This window comes from Bacillus sp. X1(2014), assembly GCF_007678255.1.
In genome coordinates this window covers 704,812-720,116 of record NZ_VEED01000002.1, presented here as the reverse complement: position 1 = coordinate 720,116, position 15,305 = coordinate 704,812, and the positions used below count along the sequence as shown (strand labels likewise).

The 15,305-nt window shown below is 40.3% G+C and carries 15 protein-coding genes; 14 read left to right on the top strand and 1 reads right to left on the bottom strand.

Features of this window, described 5'->3' with window-relative positions:
* Positions 1 to 131 precede the first annotated feature (131 nt).
* The 14 genes from FS608_RS07415 (at position 132) to FS608_RS07350 (ending at position 13,947) form a co-directional block, all read left to right on the top strand.
* Entirely contained in the window at positions 132 to 929 is a 798-nt protein-coding gene (locus tag FS608_RS07415) for a DeoR/GlpR family DNA-binding transcription regulator (RefSeq protein ID WP_144548584.1), read from the top strand.
* 62 nt (positions 930 to 991) lie between these two features.
* Positions 992 to 1,519, top strand: coding sequence for an MgtC/SapB family protein (locus FS608_RS07410; protein WP_144548583.1), 528 nt, complete (start codon positions 992 to 994; stop codon positions 1,517 to 1,519).
* Positions 1,520 to 1,737: 218 nt separating this feature from the next.
* Positions 1,738 to 2,934: a saccharopine dehydrogenase family protein gene (locus FS608_RS07405; RefSeq protein ID WP_144548582.1), complete on the top strand. Its 1,197-nt coding sequence runs from the start codon at positions 1,738 to 1,740 to the stop codon at positions 2,932 to 2,934.
* Positions 2,935 to 3,092: 158 nt separating this feature from the next.
* Positions 3,093 to 3,902: a phosphonoacetaldehyde hydrolase gene (phnX, locus tag FS608_RS07400; protein ID WP_260871606.1), complete on the top strand. Its 810-nt coding sequence runs from the start codon at positions 3,093 to 3,095 to the stop codon at positions 3,900 to 3,902.
* Between the two features lie 53 nt (positions 3,903 to 3,955).
* Complete coding sequence (locus tag FS608_RS07395) at positions 3,956 to 4,453, top strand: BMC domain-containing protein (protein ID WP_260871605.1); 498 nt, start codon at positions 3,956 to 3,958, stop codon at positions 4,451 to 4,453.
* Positions 4,453 to 5,928, top strand: coding sequence for an acetaldehyde dehydrogenase (acetylating) (locus tag FS608_RS07390; protein ID WP_144548650.1), 1,476 nt, complete (start codon positions 4,453 to 4,455; stop codon positions 5,926 to 5,928). Before FS608_RS07395 ends, FS608_RS07390 begins: the two co-directional genes overlap by 1 nt.
* Positions 5,929 to 5,941: 13 nt before the next feature.
* Complete coding sequence (locus tag FS608_RS07385; RefSeq protein WP_144548580.1) at positions 5,942 to 6,223, top strand: BMC domain-containing protein; 282 nt, start codon at positions 5,942 to 5,944, stop codon at positions 6,221 to 6,223.
* 3 nt (positions 6,224 to 6,226) lie between these two features.
* Positions 6,227 to 7,015 (top strand): phosphate propanoyltransferase, encoded by a 789-nt coding sequence (gene pduL / locus FS608_RS07380; RefSeq protein WP_144548579.1) that lies wholly within the window; start codon positions 6,227 to 6,229, stop codon positions 7,013 to 7,015.
* Complete coding sequence (locus FS608_RS07375; RefSeq protein ID WP_313958700.1) at positions 7,008 to 7,847, top strand: hypothetical protein; 840 nt, start codon at positions 7,008 to 7,010, stop codon at positions 7,845 to 7,847. The genes pduL and FS608_RS07375 overlap by 8 nt, the downstream gene beginning before the upstream one ends.
* Before the next feature lie 6 nt (positions 7,848 to 7,853).
* Entirely contained in the window at positions 7,854 to 8,120 is a 267-nt protein-coding gene (locus FS608_RS07370; protein WP_144548578.1) for a EutN/CcmL family microcompartment protein, read from the top strand.
* 78 nt (positions 8,121 to 8,198) lie between these two features.
* Complete coding sequence (gene ald, locus FS608_RS07365) at positions 8,199 to 9,332, top strand: alanine dehydrogenase (RefSeq protein ID WP_144548648.1); 1,134 nt, start codon at positions 8,199 to 8,201, stop codon at positions 9,330 to 9,332.
* 353 nt (positions 9,333 to 9,685) lie between these two features.
* On the top strand, positions 9,686 to 11,731 hold the full coding sequence (locus tag FS608_RS07360; protein ID WP_144548577.1) for a CocE/NonD family hydrolase: 2,046 nt from the start codon (positions 9,686 to 9,688) through the stop codon (positions 11,729 to 11,731).
* Positions 11,732 to 11,756: 25 nt separating this feature from the next.
* Complete coding sequence (locus FS608_RS07355; RefSeq protein ID WP_144548576.1) at positions 11,757 to 13,058, top strand: MFS transporter; 1,302 nt, start codon at positions 11,757 to 11,759, stop codon at positions 13,056 to 13,058.
* Between the two features lie 199 nt (positions 13,059 to 13,257).
* Positions 13,258 to 13,947: a TetR family transcriptional regulator gene (locus FS608_RS07350; RefSeq protein WP_144548575.1), complete on the top strand. Its 690-nt coding sequence runs from the start codon at positions 13,258 to 13,260 to the stop codon at positions 13,945 to 13,947.
* A gap of 191 nt (positions 13,948 to 14,138) precedes the next feature.
* Here FS608_RS07350 and FS608_RS07345 read toward each other — a convergent pair whose 3' ends face one another.
* Positions 14,139 to 15,116 (bottom strand): ring-cleaving dioxygenase, encoded by a 978-nt coding sequence (locus tag FS608_RS07345; protein ID WP_144548574.1) that lies wholly within the window; start codon positions 15,114 to 15,116, stop codon positions 14,139 to 14,141.
* Positions 15,117 to 15,305 lie beyond the last annotated feature (189 nt).

Genomic DNA, 15,305 nt, shown 5'->3' with positions numbered 1-15,305 from the left:
ACCTTCTATTATTTTTTTGAATACTACCATGAAGCATTAATAAAGGGAATGATTGCCGTTTATAATGATACTTTCCTTTTCAAGTAGTATAATAAAATAATAATGGAAATATTTATCACGGGGTGAAAGTCTTGTCATTAGCGGGAGAAGAAAGAAAAAAGAAAATACTTGATCTCTTAGAAATCAGCGGCAAGGTTAAAGTAAGTGACCTTGCCGAGAATCTAAAAGTATCAACAGAAACTATTCGAAAATATTTAGATGAATTACATCAAGAGGAAAAATTAATAAAGGTTTATGGCGGCGCGATTAATGTTTCATTTTTTAACGAGGAGCCTCCCACAATCGAAAGGGAGATTATCCATTCTGATGAAAAGAGAAGAATAGGGGAAATGGCAGCTAATTTAATCAATGACAATGATGTCATCGCGATTGATGACGGCAGCACACCATTACATTTAGCTAAAAGTTTACAAAAAAAGCGGAATTTGACCATTTTTACAACATCCATTAATGCCCTTTCCGTGTTGATAGAACTTAGCCAGCAAAATATTTTTTCTGGGAAAATTATTGTCTTGGGCGGCGAAATTAATACAAATCATCACCGGGTGACAGGCGGCTTTACCATGGAGATGCTCGACAATATCTATGTTGATAAATATTTTATTTCTGCGGATGGGCTATCGAAGGATTATGGAATTACGGGTTACGACTATTCAAAAGGGCAGGTAACAAAAAAACTAATAGAGCATTCGGGTAAATCTATCCTGTTAATTGACTATTCCAAGGTTGGTAAACGGACGAATTATAAAATGGCTGACTTTAAGGACATTCATATGGTGGTTTCTGATAAACCACATCCGGAGGATTGGGAACATATATTAAAGGATAATCATGTAAAATGGCTTGTCGCAGAAGAGGAAGAAAAATAAGTAATCCTATAGACTCTCCGAACTATAGGCAAAGCGGATTGCCTGTAAAGGAGGTTTCAGAAATGGATCATTTGGGAGTCTTTTACGAGGAACATTTTTTGAAAAATTTAGAGGTTTATATGCGGCTCGTTATCAGTGCTCTGCTCGGGATGGTTATTGGCTGGGATAGAAGTGCAAAAAATAAGCCGGCTGGTTTGAAAACGTTCACCTATGTTTCTGTTTCATGTACGTTAATTACAATTGTTTCTATCTATAGTGCAGAGTTTTTTGGCAGTTCAAATATCAATAATCGAATGGATCCAATGCGGCTTACTGCGCAAATAGTTTCTGGTCTCGGTTTTTTAGGAGCTGGTCTTATTTTAAAAGACGGGCTGCAAGTAAAAGGGTTAACATCAGCAGCGATGATATTTTTTGCTGGTGGAGTTGGTATTGGCATTGGGGCAGGTTTTTATGGAATTGTTTTGGCCTCCGTTTTACTTACTTTTATTTTAGCAAAAATTAGCCATATCATTGAAATTAGACATATAGAGGCTTTGGAAAAGCAAGAAATACAAGAGGAGAAACGTGAATTGCAGAGAAATTCTGGATAAATAATAAATTATAAAACCGTCTGGTTCTAAAATATTGGAGCCTGGCGGTTTTTTTGCATTTGTTTCATTTGAATTGCTTGGTAATATTGATAAGTTAATATAAAAATTAAAAAAGTTTTAATTAAAACCAACTAAAACCAAGACAAACCAATTTCCGTGTGTTATAATTAACTCAACTCAATAATTGAGTGAATATTTTTAATATTAAGGGGGATTACATGAAGGTCTTTTGTTTAGGTGGAGCTGGAAGAATTTGCAGAGAAGCGGTTTTAGATCTTGTTGAGCATTCTGATTTTGACGTCATTACTATAGGTGATTTCAATGAGGAAATTGGCCAGGAATTAGTCAAAGAGCTCAATGATCCCCGTGTTAATTTTGTAAAGGTTAATGTTTTTAACCATGATGAAACTGTCCAGCAGATGAAAGGCTACGATATTGTCATGGATGGCACCACAATCACTTTAAATGGACGTTCAACAGCATGTATTGCTGAAGCGGGCTGCCATGGAATTAATTTAAATGGATTTGGAGCTGAAGATGAATATTCTGAAATCTTCAAAAAAAATAAGAAAACAGCAGTTCCTGGCTTTGGGATGACACCTGGTGTCACCCAAATGATGGCGATGCATGCAGCAAATCAATTAGATGAAGTAGATACGGTAAGAGTCAGCCATGGATCGTTCCGCCCGATTGCTTTTTCAAAATCAATCACAGAAACCACTACCTATGAATACGACCCAGATCTCCCAGGCCGAATTGTGTTTGAAAAAGGAGAATTTGTGCAGGTTCCCCCATTTGCAAGACCTAGAAAAATTCAACTCCCTGAACCATATGGCGAAACTGTTCAATATATTATTCCACATTCAGAAACACGTACCCTTGCTGTAGCACTTTCAAAAAAGAACGTCCAGTTAATCGAAGTGAGAGGAACGTGGCCGCAGCAAAACATGCAGTTAGTGCGCGCACTTTATGATTATGGGATCATGCGTAACCCAAAAATTACTGTAAATGGTGCAGAAGTTGGGGTTATGGATGTAATTGGTGAGTATCTACTTCAATCGAAAGAGGGTCAAGAAACAGCGCTATACGGATATTCTCTTCATATAGAAGTTGTAGGGAAAAAAGACGGTATCAAAAAACGTCATGTCCTCTATCACACTCATCCTGCAAGTGATGGATCGGTTAAGGGCTGGGAAAAATTAAGGGCCTACACAAGAAATGTTGGTATTCCAATGGCCATTGCAACAGAAATTCTTGCCAAAGGGTTAGTTGAAAAAACCGGGGTACTAATTCCAGAGGAGGCATTTGAACCAACGATGATTTTTGAAGCACTGAAGAAAAGAGGAATCAACATTCACGAAGAAATTGCAGTGGTGGATGAGACAGTGGGAGAGGAGACATCTGTTACGGCCTAACTACTTTTCCTAGAGATACTATTAACATGTAGGTTAAGGCAGATATTTTTATAAGGAAATCAATTAAAATATCTGCCCTAAAATAAATCACCCAGCTAATAAAATAGGAAGCAGCATTGATGCTGTTAAATTATTTGTTGATAAAGGAGGTTCGTGTTTTGGGAAATCAATCTCCCCAGATTGAAGCTGTCATTTTTGACTGGGCCGGCACGACTGTGGACTACGGCTGCTTTGCGCCCTTAGACGTATTTAAAGAAATTTTTAGAAAAAGAGGAATTGATGTTTTAGATGAGGAAGCACGGGCTCCGATGGGTCTTTTAAAGTGGGATCATATTCATGAGATGTGCAGCATGGACCGGATTGCACAATTATGGAAGGGAAAATTTGGCGGACTGCCAGAAAAGAAGGACATTGATGATTTATATGCTGACTTTGAACCGCTGCTATTTTCCATTCTTCCTAATTATTGTACCCCTATTCCTGGTGCGATTGAATTGGTTGAAAGGTTAAGAAGGCAAGGAATCAAAATTGGCTCAACTACTGGTTATACATCGGAAATGATGGCGGTGGTTGCTCCGGAAGCTAAAAAGAAAGGCTACGCTCCCGATTCAATGTTTACTCCAAACGATGTTCCCGCCGGCCGGCCATTTCCATGGATGTGTTACCAAAACGCGATGACCTTAGGGGTTTATCCGATGAAGCATATTATCAAGGTTGGTGATACAACCAGCGATATTAAAGAGGGAGTAAATGCAGGTGCTTGGAGTGTTGGGATCTTGCTGGGCAGCAGTGAACTAGGGCTAAAAGAAGCTGAAGTAAATGAGATGGATCCTGATATTTTGGAAGAGAAATTAGAGGCCGTAAGGAAAAGATATATTGATGCTGGTGCCCATTATATTATTAATAGTATTGGAGAATTAGATAAACTGATTCCGAAAATTAATCTTCGTTTAGCTAATGGGGATTAACCATACTTATATATAAAGGATTAAGCTGCCGAGAGGTGAAGAGGTGAAATTAGTTGGGAAAACTTACCTATGCGTTGGGAATGGTCGAGACGATTGGTTTTCCAGCAATGGTTGCGGCTGCAGATGCTGCAGCAAAAGCGGCCGATGTAAAAGTTACTACGTTTCAAAAGGCGGACTCAGGAATTGTTACCATTTATATCATTGGCGACGTTGCCTCCGTTCAATCTGCTGTTGACGTGGGAAAAGAAGCTGCCAATCATGTTGGTCAATTTCGTCATGCGCACGTTATTGCAAGACCTGACGAACATGTTATTCAAATGCTTTTTCCAAAGGAGTCTGAAAAGTCAAATGTTTATTCAGAAACAAGAGCTAATAGGGAAGTACAGGACATACCGAATGATTTAAATAAAAAATCTTTACAGGAGCTGAGGGAACTTGCCAATTCCTTTGATGGTTTCTCTTTGTCCCCTGAAGCAATTACAAAAACGAAAAGGGAAGAACTATTAAAAAATATTTACAAGTTCCAAGCTGGGAAAGGTGGCGATAAATGATGTACCTGGATACCGATATTGAATCTACTCAAGAGGTGAGACGAAATCTTGAACAGGCAATACTAGCACAAAAAGTAATCGGGAACATGACTCAGGACCAGGTCGATCAAATCGTTCACAGTATGGCTCAAGCTGCAATGAGAGAAGCAGGCAAGCTTGCTGCAATGGCTGTAGACGAAACAGGGTATGGCAAAACAGAAGATAAGACGACCAAAAATCTTTTTTCTGCCCAAAATGTATACGAAATGATTAAGGATAAAAAGACAGTAGGAATCATCTCACGTCATGAGGAAAATAAGGTTTGGGAAGTGGCTGAGCCTGTTGGAGTCATTGCTGGAATTATCCCGTCCACCAATCCTACATCAACAGTTATTTTTAAAGCGCTGATTGCCATCAAGACGAGAAATGCCATTGTATTTAGCCCTCATCCTTCCGCTGCGAAGTGTACAAATGAGGCTGTGAAGGTATTGGAGGAAGCCGCTAAAAGGGCTGGTGCACCGGAGGGGGTTATCTCCTGCATTACCAAGCCGACGCTTGCATCAGCACAGGAATTAATGAACCACAAAATCACCAATTTGATTTTGGCTACTGGGGGTCCAGGGATGGTTAGGGCGGCCTATAGTTCTGGGAAGCCTGCATATGGGGTAGGTCCTGGTAATGTTCCTGTATATATTCACTCTAGTGCCAATATCGGGAAGGCGGCACGACAAATTGTCCAAAGCAAAGCATTTGACTATGGGACAATTTGTGCATCCGAGCAGGCGCTTGTTGTGGAGAAGGCGATCAAACGAAAAGTGAAAAGTGAACTCGAACTTGCAGGGGCTTATTTCCTCGATGATTATGAGAAAAAAAGAATTGAGCAGATTATTTTACGAAATGGAAGCTTAAATCCTGATATCGTAGGTAGATCTCCTCAGGCTTTGGCACAATTAGCGGGAATATCAATTTCAGATACTACTAGATTACTAGTTGCTGAAGAAACAAACATTGGCAAGGTATACCCATTCTCACTTGAAAAATTGTCTCCTATACTCGCTTTTTATACCGTTGAAAATTGCCAGGAGGCTAGCAGGGTATGTAATGAACTGCTTGAGCTTGGTGGCCTGGGTCATACGATTGGTATTCATTGTGAGGACAAAAAAATCATCGAAAGCTTTGGGCTTGAGCAAAAAGCTTCCCGAGTCGTTGTTAATTCCGGAACAACCTTTGGCGGGATTGGGGCAACAACAGGTATAGCCCCCTCGATGACACTTGGCTGCGGGACTTATGGAAACAATATATCCTCTGACAATATTGGGCCAGAGCATTTGTTAAATATAAAACGAATTGCATTTGGTATTCGTGAGATGAAAAATGAAACACCCCTGCATGATACAAACCCTTATCAACCTGTTTCAAACAGTGATGATAACATTTCAAGGGCTGAGGTAATGGAAATCGTGAAAAGTATTTTAAAAGAATTAAATTTTAAATGAGGAGGAATAAACAATGAGTGGAGAAGCATTAGGAATGGTTGAAACAAAAGGATTAGTGGGTGCAGTCGAGGCGGCAGATGCCATGGCTAAGGCGGCAAATGTACGTTTAATAGGAAAAATCCATGTAGGCGGCGGGCTCGTAACGGTTATGGTACGCGGAGATGTTGGAGCGGTGAAAGCATCTGTAGACGCGGGCGCTTCAGCTGCAGAAAAGGTCGGCGAGTTGGTTTCTGTTCATGTTATCCCACGCCCACACTCTGATATTGAGCTCATTCTTCCGAAATTAGAAGGATAAACCATGAATCTAATTACGGAATCCAAATTACGATCCATGTTGAAAAGAGGGATTCCTAATCCTTTCATTATTAGAGAGGACGATAAGCTTACTCCGGCTGCAGTTGACTTCTTGCGAGACCGTCGCATTACAATTAAGAATCAACGCCTTTTGAAATCTGTACTACCGCCAAATGAACATCAAACAAGCTTCATGATCCCTGCTGGAGTTTCGAATCGGCATATTCATTTAGCACCAGAGGATGTGGAAATACTTTTTGGCAGCGGGTTTTCGCTAACGCCATACAGGGAGTTATCGCAGCCAGGACAATTTTCGGCTAATGAACAGATTACCTTGATGGGACCAAAAGGGGTTATCCAAAATGTAAGAATCCTTGGTCCGGCCAGAGGGGAAACCCAAGTCGAAATTTCGATTACGGATGGATTTCAATTAGGGATCCATCCTCCTGTTCGATTATCTGGTTCTTTGGAAGGCACCCCTGGCCTCACGTTGATTGGACCCAAAGGGTGTATTTCCCTTCAAAAAGGGGTGATTGTCGCAAAGCGTCATGTCCATATGTCTGTTGAAGATGCCGATAGGCACCATTTGCAGCAAGGGGATCAGCTTATAATTCAAACCTTAGGTGATCGGCCGATTATTTTTACAGATGTAGTAGTTCGTGTAAATCCCAACTATCGATTGGATTTCCATGTCGACCTTGATGAAGGGAATGCCGCGAGCCTAAAAACAGGTGATCAAGTGAAAATAGTCGGAAAAAATGGGATGTTTTTTCCTGTAACGGGGGGTGAGTAGAATAGAAATTCGAACGATGATTGAGTCGGTTGTCCTTGAAGTCATACAATCGATGAAGGTTGAGAAGGAAAGGGAGAAGCTTGCCAAGGTTTTATTTATTTTTTGTGATAGTTCAGCACACGAACCATTTTCTGATCAGTTGATTAAATTAAAGAATGCTAATATTGCCTATGATTTGTTATTTTTGGATGGTGAAACATCATCATGGCTCGGGATGCAAAAAGTGGAATCAAGTGGTTCGACTCGTATCATTGCATCTGACGAGTTCTCACCAGCAGCCATTGAACTTCCGAAAGAGTATGATGGCATTATCATTCCAGAAATTGACTTAGATAATGCTGCACGTGTGGCGGCTGGTTTAAAGGGAACGATTAAAGCGGAGACTATTTTCTCTGCCATCATGCTTCAAAAGTTCATTCTGGTCGGCGCTGATACATCCGGAATCAAGCGTTCCGACAGACGTTGTTTGAAAGTACTTGAATTACCTGCTCCATATCGGAAGCGATTCGGAGAGTATGTTAAGCAAATGACAGATTTAGGCATAGAGTTTAAACCACAAATGGATTTGGCGGATACTATTATTCGGAAGTTCAGCAACAAGCTTGCAGAAAAGCAGGAGCAGGTAAAGGGATTATCGGGTAATCCTTCTGTTTCGTCATCAGAAAACCAACTGACATTTATAAAAAAACTTCTTACTCCGGATTGGATTCTAGCACAATCCCATTTCCCGAAAGATACTATTTATCTTCCTAAAGGCGCAATTATTTCTCCTTTGGCTAAAGATCTGTTAAAGGAGAAAAAATTGACTGTAAGCTATATTGGAAAAGGATGATTAAGAATGCTTTTAGCGAAAGTAGTGGGAAGTGTCTGGGCCATTCAAAAGGAAAAAGGAATGGAAAATTTAAAACTTCTTTTTGTCCAGCCGATGAATGAACAGAAACAGCCAGTTGGAAATGCAATTATTGCGATGGACCAAATAGGGGCCGGGACGGGAGAATTCGTCATTATTACACAAGGTTCACCAGCACAAAGAATCATGGGTGAAAAAAACGCACCGATTGACGCAGCCGTTGTTGGAATTATTGACTCCTTTGAAATAGGATAATGTGTTTAATGGTGTCAGGCACCACCAAAAGTTACCTGTTTAAAATAAATTTTAGGTTGTTTGAGGAGGATGTTACGTTTGATTATTGGTGTGCCCAAGGAAATTAAGAATAATGAAAACCGCGTAGCGATAACACCGGCCGGGGTTGTGTCGTTCGTAAATGCCGGCCATAAGGTTCTGGTAGAGAAGGATGCCGGTAGTGGCAGTGGTTTTAGGGATGAAGATTTCCTCCATACTGGAGCTGAGATTGTTGATAAAGCAGCAGACGTTTGGGCAAGATCAGAGATGATTATGAAAGTGAAGGAACCTCTGCCAAGCGAGTATGGCTACTTCCGAGAGGACTTAATTTTATTTACTTATTTACATTTAGCAGCAGAGCCTTCTTTAACGAAGGCGCTAAAAGAAAAAGGTGTGCTAGCAATTGCTTATGAAACCGTTTACGCTAACCGTAACCTCCCGCTTCTGACACCGATGAGCGAAGTGGCTGGCAGAATGGCAGCTCAAATAGGGGCTCAATTTTTACAAAAATCGAATGGCGGGAAAGGAATACTTCTTGCCGGTGTACCTGGTGTGAGCCGAGGGAAGGTGACTATAATTGGGGGAGGTATCGTTGGGACCAACGCAGCGAAAATGGCTATTGGCTTAGGAGCTGATGTAACCATTATCGATCTCAGTGCAGACCGATTGAGGCAATTGGACGATATTTTTGGCAACCAAATTAAGACGTTAATGTCTAATTCTTTTAACATTGCTGAGGCTGTCCGTGAGGCCGATCTTTTAGTCGGTGCCGTCTTAATTCCTGGTGCAAAAGCTCCTAAACTCGTCACAGAAGAAATGGTTAAAACGATGAAGCCAGGTTCCGTTATTGTTGACGTGGCCATTGACCAAGGTGGAGTCGTTGAGACGATTGATCATATTACCACACATGATCACCCAACCTATGAAAAGTACGGGGTCATTCATTACGCGGTTGCTAATATGCCTGGTGCGGTTCCACGAACCTCTACGATTGCTTTAACAAACGTAACCATACCATTTGCCTTACAAATAGCCAATAAGGGAGTTTACAAAGCAATCCTAGAAAACAAACCATTAAAACATGGGGTAAATGTTGCTAAAGGCGAAATTACTTATGAAGCAGTTGCGAAAGACATTGGATATAAATATGTGACAGTCGAAAAGGTGCTTGAAAAAGAATTTGTAAGGATTTGAACTCCTGGTGACATATAAGCGAATCATGGATGGTTCATTTATGGAGTAAAGAGCGAGGCTATAGCCTCGCTCTTTTTTTTATTCTTTAATGAATTCTTTGGTACTTCTGGTGGTATCCATGGCGGCCGGGGGTCATACCCCCTGTATTCCAAAGTAAAATTGATTTTTTTGAAAATTTTGAGTTGTACAACATATTTTCAGGTGCTATACTAATCATATTAATTTTTATAATCATGATTATAAAATGGTTTTGATTATTTTTTTAACTACGATTAAAGTTTTGGAAGGCACTTTAAAGTGATACTTGTTATGTTAACCTCATTACGGCGGAAGAGGAAGAAAGGGATGTTAAAATGTCAACAGAATGCAAAGAAAGAGAAATTATCACCAATTTTCCTTATGCGTATCAAACGATTGAAAACACTTGGATTGTTTTAAAAGACGGAACGAGACTTTCCAGTCGGATCTGGATGCCTGAAGTTCCGGAAGGTGAAAAAGTACCGGCCATTTTAGAGTACATTCCTTACCGAAAAACAGACGGTACAAGGGCAAGAGATGAACCGATGCATGGTTATTTTGCGGGACATGGTTATGCAGCAGTCAGAGTGGATATGAGAGGTTCGGGGGAATCCGATGGTCTGCTAATGGATGAATACTTAAAGCAAGAACAAGATGATGCCCTGGAAGTAATAGAATGGATTTCAAATCAACCTTGGTGTGATGGAAACATCGGGATGATGGGTAAATCTTGGGGAGGCTTTAATTCCCTTCAAGTCGCAGCTAGAAGACCCAAAAATTTAAAAGCTATTATTACCCTTGGATTTACCGATGACCGCTATAACAATGATATTCACTATAAAGGCGGCTGCCTGTTAAACGATAATTTCTGGTGGGGAAACATTATGCTGGCCTATCAGGTGCGTCCGCTCGATCCTCATATTGTTGGCGATAGCTGGCGGGAAAATTGGCTGGAACGACTAGAAAATATGCCGTTATGGATGGCGCAGTGGATGGAGCACCAAACGAGAGATGCCTATTGGAAGCATGGTTCAGTTTGTGAAAACTACGATGACATTGAAGTGCCCGTTCTTGCCATCGATGGCTGGGAAGATTCTTATACAAATACCATATTCAGTTTAATGAAAGGACTTTCGGTTCCTAGAAAAGGGATAATCGGACCATGGGCACATGTTTATCCTCAGGATGGCGTTCCGGGACCGGCGATGGGCTTTTTACAAGAGGCTGTTAAATGGTGGGATCATTGGCTAAAAGGAATTGAAAACGATTGCATCGATGGACCAATGATCGATGTATGGCTTGAGGAAAGCATGCCTCCTTCTTCTACTAAACCGGTTAGTAAGGGAGAGTGGGTTGGACTGGATTCATGGCCATCCACTGAAGTTCTCACGAAAACGTATCAATTGACTCATGGAAAATTGCTGGAAGAAAGAAATGGAAAAGAAGAACAAGTGTTATTAAAAACACCTTTAAATCACGGCCTTTTATCAGGTGAATGGATGGGTGCCGGAGTACTTGGGGAAAGTCCGTCAGACCAGCGATTAGATGATGGAATGGCGATGGTATTTGAAAGTGATCATTTAGAAAACCCATTAGAAATAATAGGCTACCCAAGATTTGAAGTACAATTATCGAGTGACAAACCTAAAGCAATGCTCTTTGCGCAGTTATCAGATGTGGCACCAGACGGAGCCGTTACCCGGGTTTCCTATGGTGTAATGAATTTAACGCATTTAAATGGACATGATCGGGTAGACTTGCTGGCCGCTGGTGAGAAAGTAAATGCCTATGTGAATCTCGACTGCTGCGGACATAAATTTAAAGCCGGACACCGGGTGCGTTTATCGATTGCCTCCACTTTTTGGCCAATGTTTTGGACCATGCCGGAGGATGCCGCACTTACATTGAATCTGGAAACCGCCAAGTTTTCATTGCCAATCTTTAACGGCAGCCGGACAGTAGGACCAAATATGAGTCCTCAAAGCGCGCCATTAACTCCGATAACCCTGCTTTCAGAGGGCAAAGTCGATCGTTCGATTTCATACGATCTTGTAACCGATACATGGACTTGCATAACGGATGGTGTCGGCGGGGTATTTGGCGAAGGGGTTTATCGCTTTGATGAAATTGATGTGACAGTTGAACACAATTTGAAGCGGGAGTTGACATTATCTAACGCTAATCCTCTTTCCGCAAAATATACTATTTATCAAAAAATGAGAATTGGCCGCGAGGGCTGGTGGATTGATGCTGACATAACCGTTACGCAAACTTCTGATGGTGAAAACTTTATCATCGTGGGCAAAATGGATGTAAAAGAAAACGACGAACCGGCATTTCAGAAGAATTGGGACCAAAAAATTAAACGCGTGGGACTTTAAAAATCCCGCGATTGGGGGATAAGAGATGGAAGGAAGACTTAAGAAAAATATACCTACTTTAATCATTTTAATCATTGCAGGTGAAATGATTTATACATTGCCATATTTCCGGAATTATTATTATGATGTATTTATAAAAGACTTTCACTTAACCAATACACAAATGGGTTCGCTCGGAAGTGTATTTGGAATTGCTTGTTTGATTTCCTATATCTTTGCAGGGTATGTGGCAGATCGCTGGAAAACGAAACACTTATTGACGCTCTCCTTAATCGTGACAGGAGCTCTAGGCTTTACATTACTATTGTATCCCCCTTACTCTGTATTGCTCTTAATCTATGGAGCTTGGGGAATAACATCCATCATGACCTTTTGGGTAGCGTTAATTAAAGCCGTCCGGTCATTAGCAAATGAAAATGAACAAGGAAAAGCATTCGGCTTTTTTGAAGGCGGACGCGGTGCTGCCAAAGTCGTCGAATCTGCTTTGGTATTAGGACTCTTCGCCTTTGTATCAAAGCAACTGAGTGACAAGCTGGCATTGTCCACTGTGATTATTTTCTATTCCGTGTTTTGTATTCTTTTAGGGATGATCATTATGTTCATATATAAGGATCCTGAACAAAACAACAGCAGTGTTCAAGCGAACGAAAAAGATCATACAAAATTTAATTGGGATGTACTTTGGAAGATTCTAAAAATGCCAACAACCTGGCTGGCAGCCGTTCTTATTTTGACCTCTTATGCAATGATCAATAGTTTCTATTATATTACCCCATATGCAACGGCAGCCTTTGGTGCTTCCACCATCATTGCCGCTGCACTGGGTTACTTTTCACAATACTGCCGCCCAGTCGGAAGTTTCACCTCTGGAATTATCGGTGACCGAATTGGGATTTCAAATATGGTCATCATTGCCTATAGTTTATTGGCAGCCGGTTTAGCCGCTCTCATTCTTTTGCCTGGAAAGCCTTCTATGATCTTAATGCTGTTAGTCTTTATCGCCGTTGTTTATGTATCCATGTATGCCTTACAGGCGACGCACTTCGCGATATTGGTGGAAGGAGACTATCCAGTTGAAACTACAGGAACTGTCGCGATGCCATTAATGATCATCGGGTACAGCGGAGAAATCTTTATGCCAATCATTGCCGGGGCTTGTTTGGACCACTGGGGTGGTACAACAGGCTATAAGGTATTATTTGCCATTTTATTAGGCTTGACGATCGTTGGGTTGATTACCGCAGTCATTTGGCAAAAAGTAACGAAAGAAAAACGACACGAGATTGCCCTTCAGAGGAAAGAAATGAAAGAAAAGAAAGCTGGTTAGAATGAGCCCATAAAATGAAAAGAAGCTGGCGATAAACTCTTTGTTTTCCGCCAGTTTTTCATTTTGAACCCGTTCCATTCAGATTTTTTTCGGCTTTCAATGCAATAGTTTGGTATAATTTTTCTATCATCTTTTTTAGATTTTACTTCGCCTACGACCGAAATACTTATGTTGATATAAAATATGTAAGGAGTAAGCAATGAAAAAAAAGAAAATACAATTGAGCCGCATGTGGAAATACTTTGTGGACGCTACAGCTGAAATTATCGAAGAAGAAGGTTTAGAGAATGTAACAATCAGGAAAGTGGCGGATAAAGCAGGTTATAATAGTGCAACCATTTATAACTATTTTTCTGAGATCTCCCATCTGATCTTTTTCGCTTCCATGAAATTCTTAAAATCCTACACAGATGAGGTAGCTGTTTATATTGAAAAAGGAAAAGACCCCATTGAAAAGTACTTGTTGGCTTGGGAATGTTTTTGTATTCACTCCTTTAGACAGCCACAGATTTTTCATGCAGTATTTATTATGGATTTAGGGGATCAACCCGAGAAGCTGCTTGAGGAATATTATAAAATCTATCCTGCTGATTTGATTAACATTCCTGAGGAGTTAAAGATTATTCTTTTTGAACGGAATGTATCAAAACGGGGGCGATCCTTTTTAGAAATTGCCCTGAGAGAGGGATATATTAAAAAGGAAAACGTTGATGCGATTAATGAATTAACCATTTTAATATGGCAGGGGATGTTTACAAATATCCTTAATAATCGGAAAAGCTATGAGTTTCAAGAGGCAGTGAAGATTACCATGAACTATATTACGGAGATTGTTCACAACGCGAATCTGTTTCATTTTAAAACATGCGATCATATGAATCAGCAGTAACTTGCTCATCCCGTACAACAGCACTTAAATATAGCCCCTCTCATATTAGTAATCGTATTTGCTCTATATTTTTATAAAGTGATGGAATAGAAAACAGCCTTCTTCATTAAGAAAAAGGCTGTTTCAGGTGATCATTATTAAGTTTTAGTATAATTATTAACTCTATATTTATCATGGCCTCGCTCTTTGTATTATTCTTTAATGAATTCTTTTGTACTTCTGGTGGTATCAATTGGGCGAACCAAACTCTCGATTTGTGCCCGTTTCGATTCTAAGAACGGCGGTAAAGATAATTTTTCGCCTAGTGTTTCGTAAGGCTCATCTCCCATAAATCCTGGACCGTCTGTTGCAAACTCAAATAGTATTTGTGGTGCCACTCTGGCATATAAGGAACCGAAGAAGAACCGATCGACGAACCCTGACGTTTGAAAACCAAAGCTCTCCATATGTCCAATCCATTCTTCGAGAACAGACCGATCTTCGACACGGAAGGCCGCATGATGGACTGTCCCGAAACCTTGGCGTGCTTGAGGAAGAATCGCATTATACTCCACAACCACTTGTGCACCATTTCCACCTTCACCTACTTCAAATAAATGAAACGAACCTTCATTTGCTATTTCTTTAAAGAGAAGGACTTTTTCCATCATTTCTTTAAAGTAGTCAAAATTTGCGACACGAACAAATATCGGACCTAATCCTGTAATAGCATACTCTAATGGAATGGGGCCTTTTTGCCAAGGGGTTCCGGCTGTAACCCCTTGGTTATTTTCATCTGAAATCAATTGATAATGCTGGTCATCAAAATCCACAAACGACAGGGTTTTTTTACCGAATTGTTCTTTAATCCCTGTATGTTTTACCTCTAAACGATCCAAACGTTTCACCCAATAATCGATCGCCGCATCACTTGGGACACGGAAGGAGGTTTTTGAAATTTCATTGGTCCCATGTACTCCTTTTGGGATTCCAGGAAAATCGAAAAAGGTCATATCGGTCCCAGCGCTGCCGACATCATCAGCGAAGAATAAGTGATAGGTTTGAATATCATCTTGGTTAACTGTTTTCTTGACCAAGCGCATCCCTAAGATATAAGTGAAAAATTCATAGTTTTTTTCCGCGCTGCTTGTAATCGCGGTTACGTGATGTATACCTTTTAATCCATTCATTGTCGTTCCTCCCATTGCCCTTTAATTAACATATATTTAATTAGTATCTTCTATAAATATAAGAATATTATCTTGAATTAATTTATCTTTAATTCGAAATAAATATAACACGAAATAATTTTGCTGTCAAAGGTTCGTTCCTAAAGATTTCACAATTTGCTAGTTACTAATGATGTTAATCACTAACAA

Bases quoted from the DNA above. Each gene is read 5' to 3' on its own strand.
- FS608_RS07410 (WP_144548583.1), top strand. From the start codon at position 992: ATGGATCATTTGGGAGTCTTTTACGAGGAACATTTTTTGAAAAATTTA.
- FS608_RS07405 (WP_144548582.1), top strand. From the start codon at position 1,738: ATGAAGGTCTTTTGTTTAGGTGGAGCTGGAAGAATTTGCAGAGAAGCG.
- FS608_RS07390 (WP_144548650.1), top strand. From the start codon at position 4,453: ATGTACCTGGATACCGATATTGAATCTACTCAAGAGGTGAGACGAAAT.
- FS608_RS07385 (WP_144548580.1), top strand. From the start codon at position 5,942: ATGAGTGGAGAAGCATTAGGAATGGTTGAAACAAAAGGATTAGTGGGT.
- pduL (WP_144548579.1), top strand. From the start codon at position 6,227: ATGAATCTAATTACGGAATCCAAATTACGATCCATGTTGAAAAGAGGG.
- FS608_RS07370 (WP_144548578.1), top strand. From the start codon at position 7,854: ATGCTTTTAGCGAAAGTAGTGGGAAGTGTCTGGGCCATTCAAAAGGAA.
- FS608_RS07360 (WP_144548577.1), top strand. From the start codon at position 9,686: ATGTCAACAGAATGCAAAGAAAGAGAAATTATCACCAATTTTCCTTAT.
- FS608_RS07355 (WP_144548576.1), top strand. From the start codon at position 11,757: ATGGAAGGAAGACTTAAGAAAAATATACCTACTTTAATCATTTTAATC.
- FS608_RS07350 (WP_144548575.1), top strand. From the start codon at position 13,258: ATGAAAAAAAAGAAAATACAATTGAGCCGCATGTGGAAATACTTTGTG.
- FS608_RS07345 (WP_144548574.1), bottom strand. From the start codon at position 15,116: ATGAATGGATTAAAAGGTATACATCACGTAACCGCGATTACAAGCAGC.